The following is a 20081-nucleotide window of genomic DNA, read 5'->3' as shown; positions in this document are numbered from 1 at the left end:
CTACTCATGGAAACAATTTTAGGCTTAGACTACCCTACGCTATGGTTTTTAGTAGTGGGTGCTTTATTTTCTGGTTACGGAATTTTAGATGGTTTTGATTTAGGTGCAGGTGCAATGCACTTATTTATAAAAAGCGATAAAAACAGACGTATTGCTTTAAATGCTGTTGGCCCAGTTTGGGATGGCAACGAGGTTTGGTTAGTAATTGGCGGAGGTACTTTATTTGCTGGTTTTCCTGTATTTTATGCCACACTATTCTCTGCAATGTATATTCCTTTTATGCTCTTTATTTTCTTTATTATTCTTAGAGCTATTTCTATAGAATTTAGATCTAAAGAACAAATGAAATGGTGGCGAAATTTATGGGATTTTACTTATACACTTTCGAGTGGTATGATTGCGTTTTTATTAGGTGTAGTATTAGGAAACATACTACAAGGTTTTCCTTTGGATGAAAACTACGAGGCAATAAACCCTCATTTAACTATGTTTTTGAATCCATATGCCATTATAGTTGGGTTAACCACATTAACGTTAATGATGATGCATGGAGCGATTTACCTCTCTTTAAAAACAGAAGGAAAACTCTTTGACCATGTTGTATTAATGTTAGAAAAATGCATGATTGCTTTCATTATTATGTACACAATAATGAGTTTGTATACGCTAATATTCTTCCCTCATTTAGCAGAACGTTTTAAAGAATATCCTGTTTTATTTATACTGCCTGTTTTAGCAGTTTTAAGTATTGCAAATATTCCACGTTTAGCCAAAAAGCAAAAGTATTTGTCTGCATTTATTTTCTCATCTATCACTTTTAGTTTATTATTAATATTGGTGGCGGTACAACTCTACCCTTCATTATTAATTGCCACAAATAATCCTGAAAATACTATTACAATATATAATGCGGCAGCTTCTCAAAAATCTTTAGGGATAATGCTTACTATAGCTGCTATTGGAACACCATTAGTGCTTACGTATACTTTTATTGTTTATAGAGTATTTTGGGGTAAAGTAAAATTAGACGAACATAGTTACTAAATGAGTCTCCTGTCTGTCCTTTCAAAAAGATGAACGATGAATCTATATACCATCTATCAATTAATTATTACAATTTGATAGTTATTAGTTATATGTTATAAATATTTAAATTAGTAACGCCGTTATTATATGTATCTCTCTAATGAGAAATCATTTACGCTTATACAAAACATATAATTATGAATCATTTATCAAGTGCTTTAAAATACAACGTTAAACATTGGTATTATCCTTTAATTTCTGGTTTACTTTTAATTGGTTTAGGTGCATGGACCGTAGCTCATCTATTAGAAACTTTTGTTTCATTATCTTACCTTTTTAGTATTACATTTTTAGCTGTAGGTACCGGTCAAATGTTTACTGCATTAGATAATAGAAAATCTCAAGGAAATTGGGGTTGGAGCTTTACAGGAGGTATGTTTACTACAATATTGGGTATTATATTAATTTCAAACCCAGCAATGTCGCTTACTACATTACCTCTTTATTTAGGTTTTTATGTGTTAATTAAAGGCTTAGAAACAATTGGTAAATCTATAGAATATAAAGATGTTTCTAACAGTTGGGGTTTATTAATGTTCTCTGGTATTGTAGGTCTTTTATTAGGTTTCATAATTATCACTAACATGACATTTGCTAGTTTAACTGCTACTTTCTGGTTTAGTCTTGCTTTATTTAATGCAGGTATCTCTGAATTTATAGTTGCAAGTAAATTGAAAAGTATAAAAGAAGGAATGCATTCAAAAAAATAAAAAGTTAATTATTTATTGATATATAAAAGCAACCTATTAGTGTACATCTAAATGTATATTAGTAGGTTGATTTGCTATATCTCTTTTTTTTACTTTTCGATTTATCCCACTGTATATTAAGCCAAGAACTAAGAAATAGAATATTTCAGCAATCAGAATATAAAAAAAACTATTGATATCAATTGCTCCATACGGTTCTAAACTCGCCTCTAATATCACACTTACTTCTTTATTGTAATAGTACTTATTCTTTGCTGCACACTTATTATATGTTACTAATTTTTCAGAATTTGGAACTTTTTTAAAATATTGAATCTTAGTAAAGTCTAAGTCCATATAGTTAATTTTGACTTGTTCATAATACTCTTTCAATGCTTTATAGTTTCCTTGTGTCCCTTTATCTTTTATTACAATTGAATAAGGGGTTGCCAAAAATCCGTATAAAATTTTTGTATTTACAGAAGAAGAATAACTTTTTATTGGTGATGTAAATATGACATTAAGAACAGTATTGTTGTTCTTTTTATAAGTAAGGTAAGCTGTATATGTCACATGTTTAATATCAATAAAATAATCTTTGATATGGTACTTACGATCTCCATTTTTATAAGAAAGTTCGTCTACTGTTCTAATTTCTTTTAAAGCTCCCGAGTGTTCTCGTATCGTTCCTTGAATAAATAAGCTTACTATTGCAGTAAGTAAACCTAATGAAAAGCTGATAACTAACCTCCCCATCTTTCCATTTTTAAGTACGTAACCTTTAAAATGATTATTACTAAAATAAAGAAAGATGAAAGGGAATATAAAAAACGGTAAAAATAGATCTGACCAAAAAATATCAATTACTTCATTACTTATATACATCGTCAAAAACCAATTGATTATGGTATAGAGTAAAAGGCACTGAAAATGTAATATAACGAAAGATAGTAATTGTTTTGAGTTGTTTAATTGTAGCATACTTTCAGATTATGACTAGAAAGTATCAAATTTAGATTTTAAATTTAAAAACACCTACAATTTAAGTAAATGACTGTAAAGGCTTCCAACGTAATACTATGTTAAGCGTTCTCTATAGCAAGAACTTTAAATATAAAATTATGAATATCCTCAGATCATCATTATCGATATTATTACTTGGAATTCTTTTCCTAACAAATACAAGTTTTGCTCAAGTAAGAAGAGTTTACCCTACACGTAACACTACAGTAGTGCATCATGGTCCTACCTATGTAAATAGAGGGCCAACAGTAGTACATACTGGCCCTACTTATGTACATAGAGGTCCTGTAGTTGTTGCTCCACACCCTGTATATTATGGTGCTCCAATGTATGGTCCTTATTGGCATCCAGTTGGTGCTACAGTTGCAACAATTGCAACTACAGCAATAATTGTTCATGCTATAGATGAAAACAACCAAAAACAAGATTATTACTGTGACAAAGGTGTATATTATGAAAAACAACCTAGTGGAAATTATAAAGTTGTGGCAGCTCCGATAGGATCTACTATAAAAACCTTACCTACAGGAAATGTGACATTAATTGTTAGTGGGAAAACATATTATTATTTTGCTGGTAATTATTATCAAGCAAATCCAAGTGGTGGGTACGCTGTAATAACCGCACCTCAAGGAGCTGTTGTAAACGCTCTTCCTGAAGGTACAACAACAGAAATTGTAAATGGTATAACTTACCATGTTTGTAATGGCATCTGGTACACTTCAGTTCCTCAAACAGATAACACTGTGAATTATGCAGTCACAACACCAAAAAATTAATACTTTAAGTTAAACTCTACAAAATATATTTTGATAAATAACAGTAATAAAGAATGAATGAATGAAAACTGATATATAGTTTATATTTAAATATGAAGAATGCCTAAGATAAAATAAATATACTATCTAGCTTCTACAATTCTTAAAGCCTTCAACCCTATATGGATTGAGGCTTTTTTTTAGATTAATTTTGTTTGCCGTTATAAAAGAACTGTTTTTAGATAGGATTGGTTTAACAGGAAAGTACGATTATCCAGCAAGTCCTTCTACAGATCTTACTTTAGGCAATGCGCCCCATTTTTTTTCTACTACTTTTTTACGATAGGCAAATATTTCCTCTAATTTGGAACGTATCATCAATGAATTTGCAATTGCACCTAGAGGTCCAAACGGTGGTGAATATGTCACTATATCTTTCATTAATACACCATCCTTTACCTCTTTTAAAATGTGTTGATGATGCCAAATGTTGTAAGGACCAACACGTTGTTCATCAACAAAATATTCTTTATCTCTTACTTTTGTAATTTCCGTCATCCAATCCATTTTGATTCCAAAAAGCGGACTAACTTTATAGGTAATAATCATGCCTTCATACATCTTCTCTGGTATATCTGTAGAAGTAACATCAAAACCCATATAATCTGGTGTAATCTCTTTTAAATTTCTAGGAGATGAAATAAAATCCCATACCTCATCAACACTTGCATTAATTAACTGCTCCCTTTTAAATTGATAAAATGCCATATACCATTAATTTTCTAATTTTTCAATTTCTTTCAATACCTCAGATGCCTCAAACATCTTTAAATCACTTTCCATTCTATTTACTGTAGATAGCTTGTGCGACTCTTCTAATAACTTCTTATATTTTTTCTCTAATTTTTCTTTTGGAGATGATTTCTTAAACAATCCGAACATAATATTTCTATTTAAAAGTTTATACTTTGATGGTTGACATACCTCCATCAACATGAAGAATTTGACCTGTCATCCAACTTGATTTATCTGATAATAGGAATGCAGACAAAGATGCTACATCTTCAGATTCTCCTATTTTTTTTAAAGGATGAGTTGCTGCATTAGCTTGCTTTTTTGCATCATCGCTTAATAATTTCCCTGCCAATGGTGTATCTGTTAATGAAGGTGCTATAGCATTAACTCTAACTTTTGGGGCAAACTCAGCGGCAAGCGCTTTCGTTAATCCTTCTATAGCACCTTTGGATGCCGCAACTTGAGCATGAAATTTAAAACCTAACTGTACAGCAACGGTAGAATACATAACTATAGATGCATTCCCTGACTTTTTCATTTTATTAATAGTTTGCTGTATAACTTTTATCGCTCCTCCAACTTGCAACTCAAAATCTTTTGTATAACTATCTACTTCAATTCTACTGAAAGGTAATAAATTTATACTCCCAGGACAGTAAGCAACTCCATTTAAAGTGTCTGGTAAAAACGATAGATCTAAAGTACTATCTAAAACATTTAGTGCGTGATAATTAACATTTTCATGATTAAAAATAGGAATAGTAGTATTGTAAGTTGCATATACCATGTTTCCTTCTTCACATAATTGCTTGATTAAAGCTAACCCAATTCCTGAGGAACCCCCTATCACTAAATAGTTTTTCATTTTAATTATTTTTGTTCCACTTATTTGATATGCTTAGATAACAACATCTACCTCAAAATGTTTAAACAATATTAACATTGTGAAATGAATGCTAAAAAAAAGTATATTGTTTATGTAAATAGTGAAACAAATAGATGAGATTTAATTCTGATAAAAAGTAACTATCTATTCATTTAGTTACTGCAATAAAATATTAATTATGATAAGAGTTACAGATGCACACAAAACCATTCTAATCAGTTTTGACCTAAATACATGCTGGGATGTTTTTAGATTATGGGGTATAGAAGAAGAGGAAGCAGATGCTTTACAACAACAAATTGATGTACTGTTAGGAAATGCAGCCCTAGATGAAAGTGATATGGCTTTTATAGGTACAGAATGTATTTTACAGTTTCTATTTGAAAAACACATTTTTAACGTTACCCATACTAAATTTCCGTTAGAGTTTTTTGAAAATACGCATTCAACTGTTGATGGAGAAACATGTGATATTTATATTAATCTTGTTGACCACCTTTCTAGATCAGCGGCAATAGGTATCCTACAATTTATTGGCGAGCACAATATTTTTGAGGTAAAGGCTTTTGTTGATGAGCTTTAAAAACTAGAAATTATATATAAAGCATCGTCTAATGGTATTCCCTTTGACGATGCTTTATTATTTATAACTATGAGATTTTTAGTAATACACGCTCTTTTGTACGTCTAAATTCTACTTCATTATGTGCTTCAGCAATTTCATCTAAAGGATAGATTTTATAGATCGATAAGCCCTTCCATCCAGCTTCTAAAGCATTAGCAGCTTCTCGCATAGCTTTTTGTTTTGCTTCTAATGGAAAATCATCACTCCCTAAAAAATGAATACTGATATTATCAAAAACTAACTGCCAAAAAGGAATTTTAGGCGATCCATCTGCAGTAGCAAAAGTTACAATACTCCCTCCTACTTTTAATAACTGAATGTCCAATTCTAAATTACTAGAGAAAGCAACTTCTACAATATGGTCAATTGTTCTTTTATAGTTATCAAGTTTATTCAACCCTTCTTCATCTGTACAAATTGCTTCATCAGCACCTGCATAAAGTGCTATTTTTCTATCTTCTTGTTTACGTACTGTAGCAATTACTTTAGCTCCACCACGTTTTGCAAATTGTATAGCACATTGCCCTACAGCACCCGCTCCACCACTAACAAGAATTGTTTTTCCTCTAGGGTCTCCAGCTTTATAGATAGCATAATGCCCTGTAATTGCAGGTATACCCATTTGAGCTGCTTGTTGCATATCAATAGAATCGTCTAACTCAAAAACATGAGTTGCAGGAACACATGTAAATTCTGCAGCAGTCCCAAAAGGCCTGTAAGACTGCGCCCCAAAGCACATTACTTTTTTCCCAAGCCAATGCTTATCTACTCCTTCACCAATCTTAGTAACTATACCACTAGCATCACTATGTGGAATAACTAATGGGTAGGGCATTTCACCTCCAAAACGAGCAATTCTTTTAGATATTTCGCCAGGGTTAACACCTGCATATTGCACTTTAATTTGAATTTCCCCATCTAAAGGTTGAGGCTCATTGCGTTCACCAATAAAGAAAACCTCTTCAGCTTTTCCTTGCTCAGTATACCAAGCTGCTTTCATAATGATAATATATTTTGGTGTTTTTATTTTTATTCAATAATCGACAAGAACTATCCTAGGTTCACATCATAATAAAAAATTAATGTATAAAAATAAACTTCATTTTTAGATATCTTATAGTTTAGATCAAAAATCTGTTATTTATTCTACACTAAATTCTAATTATAACTAATTTAGATTTATTGATTATTTAATAGATCACATCTATATTCTCTATTGTATATTTGTGTATTAAAAAAAATAACACCCCAAATATGACTTTAAAAAACATTTCGTTCTCTTTTATCAGTTTGATAATTGCATTTTCTTGCTGTAAAACTAAAGAGAATACATCAACTCAAATTCAAACGTATTCTACTGATATTCTTACAGTAAAACCTTTAACAGAACATACACTTGTTCATATTTCTTATTTACATACCAAAGACTTTGGTGACGTTGCATGTAATGGTATGATTGTTATTGATGACGGTGAAGCAATAATAATAGATTCACCTACTGATAGTGCTAGTACAGTAGCGTTAATAAATTATGTACAAGACTCTTTAAAAGCACAGATTAAAGGTGTAATACCTACTCATTTTCATGTTGATTGCGTAGGTGGTTTGCCTGAGTTTCATAAGCGTGGTATACCATCATATGCTACTTCCCAAACCATTAACCTTGCAAAAGAAAAGGGCTTCCCGATTCCTCAAAATGGATTTGATAATACAAGAACATTTTTTGTAGACGATCATGAAGTAATTGCTTCTTATTTTGGAAAAGGACATACAGAAGATAATATAGTGGTCTACCAACCTACAGATAAAGTTTTATTTGGTGGGTGTCTTGTTAAAAAAATGAATGCAGGTAAAGGTAATTTAGCGGATGCAGATACAAATGTATGGGCTTCTACAATTCAAAAAGTAAGCGATCATTATAAAGATGTAGAAGTTGTAATTCCAGGCCATGGACCTACAGGTAATAATTCTTTATTTGAGTACACAATACAACTTTTTGAGCAAAAGTAAACGCATAAGTTGTCTAGTCCGTCCATAGCGTTACAGATTTAGACCTATTATATATTGATAGCATCGAGTGTAGACTCGGTGCTATTTTTACTTTTATAAGTTCTCATTTTTATTTCACTTTGCTGATGCATCTCAACAGGTGTCTTCATATAATTACTCCAATGAGGCCTTTCATTATTGTAAATATATACAGATTCTCTAATAAATTTATTCATTAAATCGAGATCATTAATTTTTATTCCTAAAATAAATTCTTGCTTAAGAATTCCGTTTATTCTTTCTGCTACCGCATTTTGATAAGGATCGTAAGATTCCGTCATCGAGCACAATACTTTATTTTCCTGAAGATGTCGTTGATACTCGTGACTACAATATTGTAATCCTCTATCTGAATGGTGTATCATTGGTAAATCAACATAGTTTCTATTTTTCAGTGCTTCTTTTAATGCTGCAATAGCTCCATTTGCATTCAAACTATCTGATACATTTAACCCCATTATTTTCTTAGAATAGGCATCTGTTACTAAGGAGAGATACATTGGGTTACTTCGCTCACCTATGTAAGTTATATCAGAAACTAATACTTGTTCAGGTCTATTTATTTCCAAATGCTCAATAAGATTTTTATGCTTTTTAAATCTGTGATGAGAATTTGTAGTGACATGATATTGTTTTTTAGGCTTGATATCGAGTCGATTAGCCCTCATGATATCAAAAAGCTTATCTCTACCTACATTTAGTAATTGCAATTCAGGAAGAAGTAATTGATATAATTTCCTTGTCCCTATTTTAGTTTGCTTCAAACGAATTCTTTTCACTAAGTCTACTACTTTAGATGCAATACTATTATTCTTTTTTACTTTCCTTTTCGAACGATAATAAATTTGTCGATTTAACCCAAGCAATTCACAAGTCGGTTTGACTCCTATTTTTTCTTCTTTTTTGAATTGGTCAACTGCTTGGGTAAAGACTTTTTTCTAATAGGAATATTAAACTCATCCTCAGCAATATCGATCATCATATCAAAGAAAATTGCTTTTTTATCTGTTACGTAGAGTTGTTTTTCTAAAGAAGCTTTTTGCTTCTCTAATAATAGAACCTTTTGTTCTAGCTCCAATAATTTTTGTTCTGGTGTCTTTCCCATTTTTAAATCAGATTTATTATCCCAATCTAAATTACCATACTTTCTTATCCAAGTACGGATGGTACCATGACCTTGTATTCCATATTTAAGTCTTGCTGCCGTTATACCTATTTCCCCTCGTTCCACTTCATCTACAACTTGTAATTTAAAAGAGTAGCTATAATCTTTTTGTGTACGTTTAGTGTACTGATATTCTTGATCTTCATTCATAATGTTACGTTTTGTGTAACACTAATTCAGGACGAGACAAGTTTAATAAAAAAGCCAGTCATTAAATTAAAATGACTGGCTTTTTTTATTTACCTTCTTGATCAGCACTAAAAAAGGAATAAAGCCTTTCAAGTTCTTTTTCATTATTTTCTAACCATTTCTTAGCGTCAGGTTCGCTACCTTGTAGAATAAAATATGCAAATGGTTCAGTAAGCTTCTTTTCCTGAATTTTTTGATAAATTGGGATGTAAAAATCTGCCACAAATTCTGGCTCATTCGATTTAAAATCTTCTAATGTTTCAAATAAACCTTTAACTGTGGAAACAAATAATTCTGTATCAGTGATTGATGGGTTTATTATTTTTTTTGTCTTAGCTGATAAGAGAAAAATTTCTTGATGAAGGTATGTAGTATCATCTGTTACATTAAAGTTTAAATTTAGATTCAAATTCCCTTTATCATCTTTTGTTATTAGATCTTTATCAAGATGTTGTAACTTTTTTAAATTTGAATATTCTATTGATGACCTTTGAGAAGAAGGTTCTACTAAGAAGAAAAAATATTTAGAAAGTAAAAATTGAGTTAGCTTATTTTCCAATAAATACGTTTTACTCAATAATAAGTGGCTGCTTCCATGATTAGGATTTACAGTAATAGATGAAATTGCTGATTCTCTAGCTAATTCTATTTTATTCATGCTCAAAGCAGTAACAGCATGATTGTAATACAATAAATAATAATTAAAACGCAGCATCCCTTTTTCATACACCTTTAAAGCCTCATCTTGTTTTCCCAACATGTCTAAAGATGTACCATAGTTCACATAGCCTAAAATAGTACTATTATCATCTTTATCTAGTTCAATTACTTTTTTAGAATAATAGATAGATTTGTTATAGTCTTCCATTGCCAAATAAGACATTGCTAGCTCATAAAGAGCCAAAACATCTTCATTATTTAGTTTTAGTGCCTTCTTGTACTGTTTTATTGCTTTTTTGTACTTACCATTATCATGGAGTTCAATCCCTTTTCTAATAAAAATCTCACTATCAGAGTTTTGTCCTTGAGCGAAAGAGAAAGTTTGAAATACACATAATAGTACTGTTAGAATAATAGTCGTTGCTTTCATAATAAATTGATTATGTATCTTAAGTCGTCGTCTTAAAAAAAGAGTATTAAGATGGTAAAATTTGAATTTTAGTTTGATTGGCCTTGTAACATTATCAATAAAAATAGATAATTTAAAAACATAAAAAAAGCACAGAACCAATTGAATGTTTCTGTGCTTTTTATTTTTTGCTTAAAAGTTTAAAAACGAAGGGCAAACTCTGCTCCTTGATCACTTTCTTTCTTAATAGTTAAACGACCATTATTTCGTCTCATTATTTGTTGTGATAAACTTAAACCAATACCTGTATGTTCCTTTTTTGTAGTAAAGAATGGAACAAAAATTCTATCTAAGGCATCTAAGTCAATACCAGAACCGTTGTCAATAACCTGTATTATAGGTCTACCGTTATGGTCATCTTGATTACAGCGAATTGTAATTTTAGCATTTTCTGTATCCGATAATTCCTCTATACTATTTCTACACAAACAATCTATTACTGTTCGTATCTGAATAGGGTCTGCTGTTATCATGAGTACATCTTGTGTTGCTTCAAAAACAATCTTAATGTTCTTGTCATCACATTCTTGTTGTATTCCTTCAATATATTCTTTGCACAAAGCAATACTATCAATATGCTGAGGTTCACTATCTCTCAAATGTGCCATTACTCTAAAATCTTCTGCAAGTGCAGACATAGAGTTTGCACGTTGTTCGATCGTATTCATGGCCAATTGAATATCACTTAAATCTTCTTTAGAAGGGACATTACCATTGGTTTCGTATTCTGTTTTAAGCTCATTCAGTTCGTTATTTACAGTATTACTTAACGATGCAATTGGAGCCATTGCATTCATCATCTCATGGGTAAGTACTTTAATGAGTGCTTCCCAAGCTTCTATTTGTGCTTGCTCTACCTCTTCTTGTACTCTGTCCATACTAAATACCCTAACCACCTCTCCTTTTACATAGATCGTGATTTTTTGAACTACTAAACGTTGAATATCATAACGCCCAGGAACGCTTACATGATGAATTTCTTCTTCAGAGTCATCGGTAAAAATTTCATATAACTTTGGAGATACTTTTTTGAAATCTTCAATATTTGCAGACTTAATACCAGAAAAAATTCGTTTCGTGATCAAGTTGGAAAAGATAACTTTTCCTTCTGGGTTAAAAGCAATCAACCCCGCATCAATATGCTGAGCAATGCTTTTATAAAACATTAAATCAGTTTCTCTATCCGCTCTTAATTCTTTAAATCTTGTAAGTGATTTCTGTAAAGATTTATTCAATTCATCTTGAATATCACCAGACCTAGAAACCGTAAACGTTTGTGTAAAATCATCGTAGTTAATGGCGTCCAAAAACTTCTTAACTTCAAACGTTATACTATTTAATTTTTGAAGTAATAAATAAACCTGATAGCAAATGCCTGCAAACACAAAAATAGATGTTGCCCAATATTCTAATTGCAAGAAGAAACTTAATACAAAAGAAGATATTAACAACAAGAATACTCTTAGTGTTATTTGAAGCCTGAATTGTTTATAGACCATGTTTTTCTAATCTTCTGTACAACGACGCTCTTGTTAAACCAAGAGATTTGGCCGCTTTAGAAATATTCCCAGAATACTTACTTACTGCCTTCTGAATCATCATTTTCTCTACAGTATCTAAATCAAATTCTGACAAATCGAAATTGTCTTCATCCTTATTTTTTTCTACTAAAAATGTAAAATCCATTGGTTGTAATGTATCTTCTTCAGCCATAATTACTGCACGTTCTAAGGCGTGTTGTAGCTCTCTTACATTACCAGGCCAATAATATTTCTGTAGTTTCTTCATTGTTGCAGAAGAAACTTTCATTTTATCTTTTCTGTACTTCTTAGTGTAGGTATTTAAAAAGTGTGTCACCAATAAAGGAATATCCTCTACTCTATCTCTTAGCGGTGGTAAGTGTATTTCTACAGTATTTATACGGTAAAGTAAATCTTGTCTGAACTCTTTATTCTCTACCATTTCGTAAACAGGCATGTTGGTTGCACACACTAGCCTAATATCAACTGGTATTTGTTTGTTATCACCAACCCTAATTACTTCTCTTTTTTGCAGTACTGTTAAGAGCTTAGATTGCAATGTCATGGGTAAATTACCAATTTCATCTAAGAATAATGTTCCTTTATTTGCAATCTCAAACCTACCTGCTCGGTCTTCTCTTGCATCGGTAAATGCTCCTTTTTTATGACCAAATAACTCTGATTGGAAAAGTGTTTCTGAGATAGATCCCATATCAACACCAATAAATACTTTATCGTTTCTTAATGATTGTTCGTGTATTGCACGTGCAATTACTTCTTTACCTGTACCGTTCTCACCAAGAACCAAAATGTTGGCGTCTGTTTTTGCTACTTTACTTATCAGTGCAAAAACTTTTTTCATAGCAGGACTATCTCCTATTACTATACCATCTGTACCTGCAGCTTTGTTAAGTGCGGAAGATAATTCCGTTTTTTCTTCTTTTAAAACTTTAACTTCTTCATAAGACTTTTTCAATCTTACAGCAGATGTCAACGTAGCAATTAGTTTTTCGTTATTCCAAGGTTTCAATACAAAATCTGTTGCACCTTGTTTAACAGCGTTTACAGCTGTTTCTACATCACCATAGGCAGTTATCATTACAACTACTGCATTCGGATCTATTTCTAATATTTGCTCTAACCAATGGAATCCCTCTTTACCAGAAGTAGTATCTTTAGTAAAGTTCATATCCAATAAAATTACATCATAAGAGTCGTTCTTTAATAAGAACGGAATTTTACCAGGGTTGCTTTCAACTTGTACTAAATCTGCGTTCTTTTTTAACAGCATTTTTGCTGCTAATAAAATATCTTCATTGTCATCTATGACTAGAATTTTACCTAAGGGCTTACTCATTGTGTTTTGGTTAGTGTAGATTATAATCTATGTTCATTCTCGAACACAACAATAAAAGGATAATTTATCAATTCAAATAATATCTACTATTATTTTTTGTGAAAAATATTTATAATCATCAAGAGTGCATGTCTATTTTGAGGCAAGAACATCTAAAATGGTGACAATAATCACCAGCTTTTAGAGAGGTAAATCAATTGTTAATAAAAAGTTCATTTTACCCTATCTTATTGACGTTCATTAAGTAAAAGTGCGAAACCAACACCGTACAAAGGGAGTATATATAAGTGTAATTAATACTTATCTATAAAAAATCTACAAAAATGAATACTAAAACACTACTTGGCACAGCATTATTAATAGGCGCAGTTTCTTTAAATACTTTAGCTGATAATCCTATTAAGAAAAAAAATAAAATTAGAAAAGGTTATAAAACTACTACTGTAGTTAAAACAGATAAAACAGTACAATCTAATAATGATAATGTAGTGATGACAAAAAACCGTAAAGGTGCTTATCACATTCAAAATAAAAATGGAGTAAATACTTTAAATGAAGCTCAAGGTGTAAATGCTGGTAAAACAGTTGATCAAACTCCAGGTGTATACCCTTATATGAAATGGAATAAATAATTCCCTTTTACTATTAAATTTAAGACTCAAGCCATTACGTAGGTTTGGGTCTTTTTTTATATTCAATTCTAAATACGTTTTTCTAATTAATAAAAACTCTGATTTAATAGTTTGAATCAAAAAATTGATGAATTGAAATAATAAATTTATAATTGAAAAGAGTACCTTCGTGGTTTACTGATTATCCAAATTTCAATTATGAAAAACCTACTTTATAGCCTTTTATGTATCCTTTTTTGTGGTTGTACTACTACTTCATTCAATATAAGTGATTTAAAACCTGGTGATATCATTTTCCAAGATGTTGATTGTGGTCCTTTTTGCGATGCTGTAGACAAAGTAACATCTGGATACAATGGTAAAGATTTTTCTCATTGTGCTTTGGTGGTTCAAGAAAACGATTCATTATTTATTATTGAAGCTGTAGGACAAGGAGTTGTAAAAACATCATTTCATCAGTTTTTTGGTAAAAAAATAGCCGCCGGAGGTACGCTTGTTGGAAGAGTAAAAAAGCAATACGCTTACCTTGCTCCAAAAGCAGCAAAAAATGCTTTTCAATATTTAGGAAAAGAATATGATGATGTTTTTGACATTAATAATGATAAATATTATTGTTCTGAATTAGTTTATGAAACCTACAGAGAGGCCAATAATGGTAAAGATGTTTTTAAATTATTCCCTATGACGTACAAGGACCCAGACACGCAAGATTATTTCCCTATTTGGGTAGATTATTTTAAAAAGCTTAATGTACAGATTCCTGAAGGTGAACCAGGATTAAACCCTGGAGGTGTATCTAAATCAGATTATCTAGATATTATTTCTATTTCTTTCTAGGCTCTTTTGTATATAAAGATTTCTTTTCTTTTGATCCAAAAAAATGAAGGTACCCATTTCTTAGAAATCGATAGGGCCATGTAACTATGCGTACAACGTAATAAAACACACTACTTGCAACCATACTTGCTAAAAAGAAAATAGTCATGGCACTTTCAAAAAGAGCCACAACTAAAAATAATATCTTTTTGATTACCAAAATAAAAAATGCTTTCATAGTGATTTATTTGTAGACTATTTTGTAACTACTTAAAGGTTACAGTATCTCTATTACTTCTGTTATTTTTTTTAACTCCCTAAACTTCTCACCTTCTACAATCCCGTCTACCATTTCATGAGCCCAAGTGCTATGAAAAGGAACATGAAAAGCATGTGCTCCAATATTTAGAACTGGTACTATATCGGATTTTAAAGAGTTACCCACCATTAAAAATTCATCAGCTTCTATATCTAGGTGCTGAAGTAATTTACTGTATTCTTTCTCTGTTTTTTCAGAAACTATTTCAGTATGATGAAAATATTTTAGTAGGTTAGATTTTTCCAATTTCTTTTCTTGCTCTAAAAGGTCACCTTTAGTAGCTACTACCAACCTGTATTTATTTGATAGATAAGCTAATGTCTCTTCAACACCGTCAATTAATTCGACAGGGTTTCCTAACATCCTTTTACCAAAATTAAGTATTTCTAAAACCTCGTTAGCTTTCACTTTTCCATTAGAAAATAAAACAGCTCCTTCTAACATAGATAACGATAAACCTCTTGTTCCGTAACCATACATTGGAATATTTTTTATTACCAAATCAAATAGTTTAGCTTTTAATGCTTCTTTGGGCATATAATGGGCCATCAAATTAAAATAGTCTTCCTCAAATACTCTAAAATATGGTTCATTTATCCATAAAGTATCATCGGCATCAAAAGCAATAACTTTAATTCTATCTTTCATTTTCTATCTATAATGGTAGTATATAAACGCTATAAAAATACAAAGTAAATCTAATGTTATGCATTTGCCAAAGTATATGAATAATTATAGTAAATATTTAAACATCAATTGATTTTTTGTTCACTTCCATAACACAAACAAGACCTACTTTTGTGTATAATCAAAATGGACCTTTTTAGCACATAAAATCACCTATAATCAATGGACCCGTTAACAGCAAGTTCAGCAAAGAAATTCCATTCATTAAACATGAAAGGGTTTGATATAAAATATCGTATTCTTAAAAAAACTCTTTTTATTGAGTTTCATCCTACAGAGAATCTTTTAGATTGGTTAAACGTACGTCTAAAATATAAAAAAAGGAATGGAGTACACTTAGGGTATTTAAGAAGCTACTTTAGCTGTGCGAATAAACTTGAAAAAATTATAGAAACAAACAGTAATGCTATTTGCACAATTGAAGTTATTGGCTTTGGTATTGGTGGTGCTATTGCTCAAGTATTTTGCCTGTTTATGTCTAAACACATTAAGCAACCTATCAAAATTATTACTTATGATAGCCCTACTCCTTTTAATCAGGTTAAAAGAGAAGAGTTTGACACTCTAATAAGTATACAGGAACATTATATATTTGGGTTTGATTTGATTGGTACTTTACCAATTAGATTGTTTGGGTATGCTTTTCCTAAAAATCAAAGAGATTATAGAATTGTGTAATAAAATAAAAGTACAATAGTTTGCCTTAATTGATTGATATGGGAAACAAAATAGATCAAAGAAGAGCTGGTATTTTGATATTTATTTATTACAATAGTTACTCCTAAATAATAGGAAAAGTTCGTATTCGTTAAATAAATATAAACAAATAATACACCAAACAAACCGCTTTTTTAAATTTTCTTCACATTTGTATTAAAAAATTATAATAACATTATATACACCCACTCATTTATAAAAAAAACTTTAGTAACCTGATACATAGTCCCTCCAAACATTAAAGCGTAAAAACGACTTTTTTATATATAATTTGAACTACAAATTAGTACGCCTTAAGAACTCCAATAAAACAATAAACCCTACAGAAAATTAATATTTCTGTAGGGTTTATAAATATATTTACTGCATTGCTTATCTAGCAATAGCTACTCTTAATCTCAATTTTTTAACTCTTTCCTTATTTACTAATTCGCAAACTTCTTTTGCTTTTTTCCTATCGACAGCTACAAAAGAAATAAAATCTTTTACTTCTATCAGTCCTAGTTCATCTTTTGATAAACCTCCTTTTTTCATTAGTAGACCAACAATATCAATTTTATTGATTTTATTTTTCTTACCACCACTAATATATAAAGTTACCCACTTGGGTAAGGCTGGAATTTCTACATTAGAAGGAACATGCAAGTTTTGTGGCTTTTTCTCAATATATTCTGGTAGTTTATCCTCTTCAGATAAAACCAAATAAGCGTCTCCATCTTTATCCATCCTTGCTGTTCTGCCATTTCTATGTATAAATGCATCTTCTTTTGGAGGAAGCTGATAATGGATTACATGTTTAATATCAGGAATATCAAGGCCTCTTGCTGCAAGATCTGTAGTAATAAATACAGATGCACTACCGTTTCTAAACTTAGTTAATGCTCTTTCTCTTTCTTCTTGATCTAAACCCCCATGAAAAGACTCATGTGCAATTCCTTTTTCTTTAAGAATTTCGCTAATTCTATCAACAGCTGCTCTATGATTACAGAAAATTAGCATAGGTTCTGCTTTTAAGTGACAGATAAGTTTTAATAAAGAATAAAGCTTATCAACTCCTTTTGCATACACCATCTGAAGGTTTAACTTTGGAGGTACTTGATCCCCCAAGTAATCTATAGTAACAGGTGATTCTATTTTTGTAAACTCAGGCAATTCATCACTTTTGGTGGCTGAAGTAAGCATTTTAAAGTTTACTGCTCTAAGTTCTTCTATTATAAAAGACATGTCATCTTTAAAACCAAACTCTAATGCTTTGTCAAATTCATCCAATACAATTGCTTCTACAGCACTGTAATCAAAAGATTCTTTTTCTATATGATCTGCTAATCTCCCAGGAGTACCAATTAATACATGAGGTGGATTTTGCATGTTGTTCATTTCTACTTTCATAGAATGACCACCATAACAACAGTTTACTTTTAAAGGTGTTCCTAAGCTTTTAAATACTTGTTCAATTTGTAAAGAAAGCTCTCTAGAAGGAGCTACAATAACACATTGAACCTCTTTTAAATTAGGATCTATTCTTTGAATAATTGGAAGTAAAAAGGCAATGGTTTTTCCAGACCCCGTTGGGGCTAAAACAACTAATTCATTGGCATCTTTTGATTTCTCAATGGCTTCTTGCTGAATAGCATTAAAAGTTTCGAACTTTAAATGCTTTCTTATATCTTCTATAGATGGTACTACTAAACTCATTCTATTTGTATTTTGTATTTGATGCTACTTTATAAGCAACTGAATGTACGAAGTTAATTCAACTTCCAAGAGGTGTGCTAAAAATAGTGCACGAAAGTACTATGAATTTTATAGAAAACACCTATGTAGTTGTAATCATACGTTAACCAAATGAAATAAACTTAAATAAAAGCATCCTTTTTAACAGTTAGAAAGTATAAACAGCTTGAATACAATATTAAATTATTAATCCAGCATGTGTTATGAATATGATCTCAGATAAAAATCTTTGGTTTCTCGAACAGTGTTCTAATGAACAGTTATCAACTTTATTTGATATTCTAACTTTAGAGCAAAATGGAGAGTACCGCAGAAGAGAACGTCTGAGTAACTGTTTAGAAGCACAAATTTATGAAGGAGATTATTATAAATATAGTGATCGTATTGCTTTGGAACTTCAGTATCTAGCCAACGAAACGGTTGGAGATTTTTTAAGGCAATTTCAATTACCATATTTAAATATTCTTGAAAAGATATTTAATGTACTACAAATTGATTTTGATGAAAATACGTCTGTAATACAATTAGAAGAAACTTTTATAAATACACTTTGTGATCGTTCTATTGGGTTAAAAAATTCTGGTGTTAAAGAATTACCTTTTGATGTATTACTAAGTGAAGGCATGACAACATTAATACGAAGATCTTCTGCTCTTAGAGTAGCAGTACCAGCAGTATTATACATTGCATTGTTACGTCTGGATTCCAGCAAAAATATAAACATCTATGATTATGTAGATGCATTAAGATAAAACAATTATCCGTTGGTAAACAACGAGATATAAACCATTACAATCTAAAAATTAAAAAAGACTACTCTTTTAGGGTAGTCTTTTTTTGTATAATAGCACTACATTATTTTTAATTAATGTAGTCTAATATTAAGTATTTTATTTTTTCTTAAATAAAGAAGAAAAAAGAGTTACAATTAATAATGCAATGATTCCTACTACAGTACCCGTTAATAATTCGCTTAAAATAGTTGGCACTGCATGTAAAAATTCATGAATTTGTGGAACATTATGCACAAAAATTCCACCAGCTACTAATAACATTGCTACCGTACCAATAACCGTTAAGCTTTTAATTACCCAAGGCAATGCGTTAACTAATAGTAAACCAATTTTCTGAACAATACCTTTTTTCCCGTTTGTAGATTTGATAAGTTTTAAGCCAAAATCATCCATTCTAACAATTAATGCCACTAAGCCATAAACACCAATTGTTGCAATAATAGCAGCTAAAGAAACTGATAATATTTGTACAGTAAGGTCTTCTTCCATTACAGAACTTAACGCAACAATCACTATTTCTATAGATAAAATAAAGTCTACAACAATTGCAGATTTTATTTTCTTTTTTTCATTTGCCTTTGCTTCTTCATCAGTCATTGTAGTTTTAGCTTCGGCAGCCTTTGCATGTCCTCCTGCAAAAGCATAATGATACACTTTTTCTACGCCTTCAAACGCTAAATAAACACCTCCAAATAAAAGTATTGGCGTAATAGACCAAGGCAAGAAAGCACTCAGTAAAAACGCCATTGGTAAAATTATTAATTTATTAATGAAAGATCCTTTACAAATTTCCCATAATACAGGTATTTCTCTAGAAGATTTAAAACCAGATGCTTTTTCAGCTGTTACAGCAAGATCATCCCCTAAAATACCACTTGCCTTTTGAGTTGCTACTTTTGCCGTTACAGCTACATCGTCCATGATTACGGCAATATCATCGAGCAATGCAAAAAATCCTGAAGCCATTGATTGTGTTTAAGTTTTTGTCTTTATTCTAAAAGATGAAATTAATAAAAAAATGATTGATTCTATATGGAACGCTAAAAGTAACTCCTTTTTATACTAAATATTCTCACTTATCACTCTTCGAATTTCATAAATAGGTTGATTG

At 30.9% G+C, this 20081-nt stretch carries 23 protein-coding genes; 9 read left to right on the top strand and 14 right to left on the bottom strand.

The genetic code is table 11. The features are described from left to right. The first annotated feature begins 6 nt into the window (after window positions 1-6). A complete protein-coding gene (gene cydB / locus KM029_RS19140) occupies window positions 7-1044 on the top strand; it encodes a cytochrome d ubiquinol oxidase subunit II (RefSeq protein ID WP_144076461.1) in 1038 nt (345 codons plus the stop codon). Window positions 1045-1223: 179 nt separating this feature from the next. Beyond that, window positions 1224-1796 carry an HdeD family acid-resistance protein gene (locus KM029_RS19135; protein ID WP_144076460.1) on the top strand — a complete coding sequence of 191 codons (573 nt, stop codon included), beginning with the start codon at window positions 1224-1226 and terminating at the stop codon, window positions 1794-1796. Between the two features lie 36 nt (window positions 1797-1832). Here KM029_RS19135 and KM029_RS19130 read toward each other — a convergent pair whose 3' ends face one another. Next, entirely contained in the window at window positions 1833-2660 is an 828-nt protein-coding gene (locus KM029_RS19130) for a hypothetical protein (RefSeq protein ID WP_144076459.1), read from the bottom strand. A gap of 236 nt (window positions 2661-2896) precedes the next feature. Here KM029_RS19130 and KM029_RS19125 point away from each other — a divergent pair, with 236 nt between their 5' ends. Next, window positions 2897-3577 carry a DUF6515 family protein gene (locus KM029_RS19125; protein WP_144076458.1) on the top strand — a complete coding sequence of 227 codons (681 nt, stop codon included), beginning with the start codon at window positions 2897-2899 and terminating at the stop codon, window positions 3575-3577. 249 nt (window positions 3578-3826) lie between these two features. Here the strand turns inward: KM029_RS19125 and KM029_RS19120 are convergent, their stop codons facing one another. From KM029_RS19120 to KM029_RS19110, 3 genes are read right to left on the bottom strand one after another with little or no spacing between them, the layout of a single operon-like run. Continuing rightward, window positions 3827-4324, bottom strand: coding sequence for an SRPBCC family protein (locus KM029_RS19120; RefSeq protein ID WP_144076457.1), 498 nt, complete (start codon window positions 4322-4324; stop codon window positions 3827-3829). A 6-nt stretch (window positions 4325-4330) separates the two neighbouring features. Further along, the gene (locus KM029_RS19115) at window positions 4331-4498 is read right to left on the bottom strand and encodes a Lacal_2735 family protein (RefSeq protein ID WP_144076456.1); all 168 of its coding nucleotides are present in this window, start codon (window positions 4496-4498) and stop codon (window positions 4331-4333) included. A 19-nt stretch (window positions 4499-4517) separates the two neighbouring features. After that, window positions 4518-5216 (bottom strand): SDR family NAD(P)-dependent oxidoreductase, encoded by a 699-nt coding sequence (locus KM029_RS19110; RefSeq protein WP_144076455.1) that lies wholly within the window; start codon window positions 5214-5216, stop codon window positions 4518-4520. 199 nt (window positions 5217-5415) lie between these two features. Between KM029_RS19110 and KM029_RS19105 the strand changes: the two genes are divergently transcribed. Beyond that, entirely contained in the window at window positions 5416-5820 is a 405-nt protein-coding gene (locus KM029_RS19105; RefSeq protein WP_144076454.1) for a hypothetical protein, read from the top strand. Between the two features lie 67 nt (window positions 5821-5887). Here the strand turns inward: KM029_RS19105 and KM029_RS19100 are convergent, their stop codons facing one another. Further along, window positions 5888-6862 (bottom strand): NADPH:quinone reductase, encoded by a 975-nt coding sequence (locus KM029_RS19100; RefSeq protein WP_144076453.1) that lies wholly within the window; start codon window positions 6860-6862, stop codon window positions 5888-5890. 254 nt (window positions 6863-7116) lie between these two features. Between KM029_RS19100 and bla the strand changes: the two genes are divergently transcribed. Continuing rightward, window positions 7117-7872 carry a subclass B1 metallo-beta-lactamase gene (bla, locus tag KM029_RS19095; RefSeq protein WP_144076452.1) on the top strand — a complete coding sequence of 252 codons (756 nt, stop codon included), beginning with the start codon at window positions 7117-7119 and terminating at the stop codon, window positions 7870-7872. A gap of 47 nt (window positions 7873-7919) precedes the next feature. Here bla and KM029_RS19090 read toward each other — a convergent pair whose 3' ends face one another. From KM029_RS19090 to KM029_RS19070, 5 genes are all read right to left on the bottom strand, one after another. Further along, a complete protein-coding gene (locus KM029_RS19090; RefSeq protein ID WP_205125414.1) occupies window positions 7920-8777 on the bottom strand; it encodes an IS3 family transposase in 858 nt (285 codons plus the stop codon). A 20-nt stretch (window positions 8778-8797) separates the two neighbouring features. Further along, on the bottom strand, window positions 8798-9226 hold the full coding sequence (locus KM029_RS19085; RefSeq protein ID WP_205125428.1) for a transposase: 429 nt from the start codon (window positions 9224-9226) through the stop codon (window positions 8798-8800). A gap of 85 nt (window positions 9227-9311) precedes the next feature. After that, complete coding sequence (locus KM029_RS19080; protein ID WP_144076451.1) at window positions 9312-10355, bottom strand: tetratricopeptide repeat protein; 1044 nt, start codon at window positions 10353-10355, stop codon at window positions 9312-9314. 179 nt (window positions 10356-10534) lie between these two features. Continuing rightward, the gene (locus KM029_RS19075) at window positions 10535-11893 is read right to left on the bottom strand and encodes a sensor histidine kinase (protein ID WP_144076450.1); all 1359 of its coding nucleotides are present in this window, start codon (window positions 11891-11893) and stop codon (window positions 10535-10537) included. Next, entirely contained in the window at window positions 11883-13271 is a 1389-nt protein-coding gene (locus KM029_RS19070; protein ID WP_144076449.1) for a sigma-54-dependent transcriptional regulator, read from the bottom strand. Before KM029_RS19070 ends, KM029_RS19075 begins: the two co-directional genes overlap by 11 nt. 323 nt (window positions 13272-13594) lie before the next feature. Here KM029_RS19070 and KM029_RS19065 point away from each other — a divergent pair, with 323 nt between their 5' ends. Together KM029_RS19065 and KM029_RS19060 are read left to right on the top strand one after the other, a co-directional pair. Next, a complete protein-coding gene (locus KM029_RS19065) occupies window positions 13595-13903 on the top strand; it encodes a hypothetical protein (protein ID WP_144076448.1) in 309 nt (102 codons plus the stop codon). 198 nt (window positions 13904-14101) lie between these two features. Next, window positions 14102-14740, top strand: coding sequence for a YiiX/YebB-like N1pC/P60 family cysteine hydrolase (locus KM029_RS19060; protein ID WP_144076447.1), 639 nt, complete (start codon window positions 14102-14104; stop codon window positions 14738-14740). On the opposite strand, the gene KM029_RS19055 is transcribed toward KM029_RS19060, so the two are convergent. Together KM029_RS19055 and KM029_RS19050 are read right to left on the bottom strand one after the other, a co-directional pair. Continuing rightward, window positions 14727-14957: a hypothetical protein gene (locus tag KM029_RS19055; RefSeq protein WP_144076446.1), complete on the bottom strand. Its 231-nt coding sequence runs from the start codon at window positions 14955-14957 to the stop codon at window positions 14727-14729. The genes KM029_RS19060 and KM029_RS19055 overlap by 14 nt on opposite strands. 39 nt (window positions 14958-14996) lie before the next feature. Continuing rightward, on the bottom strand, window positions 14997-15686 hold the full coding sequence (locus KM029_RS19050) for an HAD family hydrolase (RefSeq protein ID WP_144076445.1): 690 nt from the start codon (window positions 15684-15686) through the stop codon (window positions 14997-14999). A gap of 201 nt (window positions 15687-15887) precedes the next feature. Between KM029_RS19050 and KM029_RS19045 the strand changes: the two genes are divergently transcribed. Beyond that, complete coding sequence (locus KM029_RS19045) at window positions 15888-16403, top strand: lipase family protein (RefSeq protein ID WP_144076444.1); 516 nt, start codon at window positions 15888-15890, stop codon at window positions 16401-16403. A gap of 411 nt (window positions 16404-16814) precedes the next feature. Here the strand turns inward: KM029_RS19045 and KM029_RS19040 are convergent, their stop codons facing one another. After that, window positions 16815-18137: a DEAD/DEAH box helicase gene (locus tag KM029_RS19040; protein WP_144076443.1), complete on the bottom strand. Its 1323-nt coding sequence runs from the start codon at window positions 18135-18137 to the stop codon at window positions 16815-16817. 242 nt (window positions 18138-18379) lie between these two features. On the opposite strand from KM029_RS19040, the gene KM029_RS19035 reads away from it, so the two are divergent. After that, entirely contained in the window at window positions 18380-18928 is a 549-nt protein-coding gene (locus KM029_RS19035; RefSeq protein ID WP_144076442.1) for a DUF3944 domain-containing protein, read from the top strand. Between the two features lie 138 nt (window positions 18929-19066). Here KM029_RS19035 and KM029_RS19030 read toward each other — a convergent pair whose 3' ends face one another. After that, window positions 19067-19936 carry a DUF808 domain-containing protein gene (locus tag KM029_RS19030; RefSeq protein ID WP_144076441.1) on the bottom strand — a complete coding sequence of 290 codons (870 nt, stop codon included), beginning with the start codon at window positions 19934-19936 and terminating at the stop codon, window positions 19067-19069. Window positions 19937-20081: the final 145 nt, after the last annotated feature.

Source organism: Flammeovirga kamogawensis, assembly GCF_018736065.1.
Lineage (GTDB): Bacteria > Bacteroidota > Bacteroidia > Cytophagales > Flammeovirgaceae > Flammeovirga > Flammeovirga kamogawensis.
This window is presented reverse-complemented; position numbering and strand designations above follow the sequence as displayed.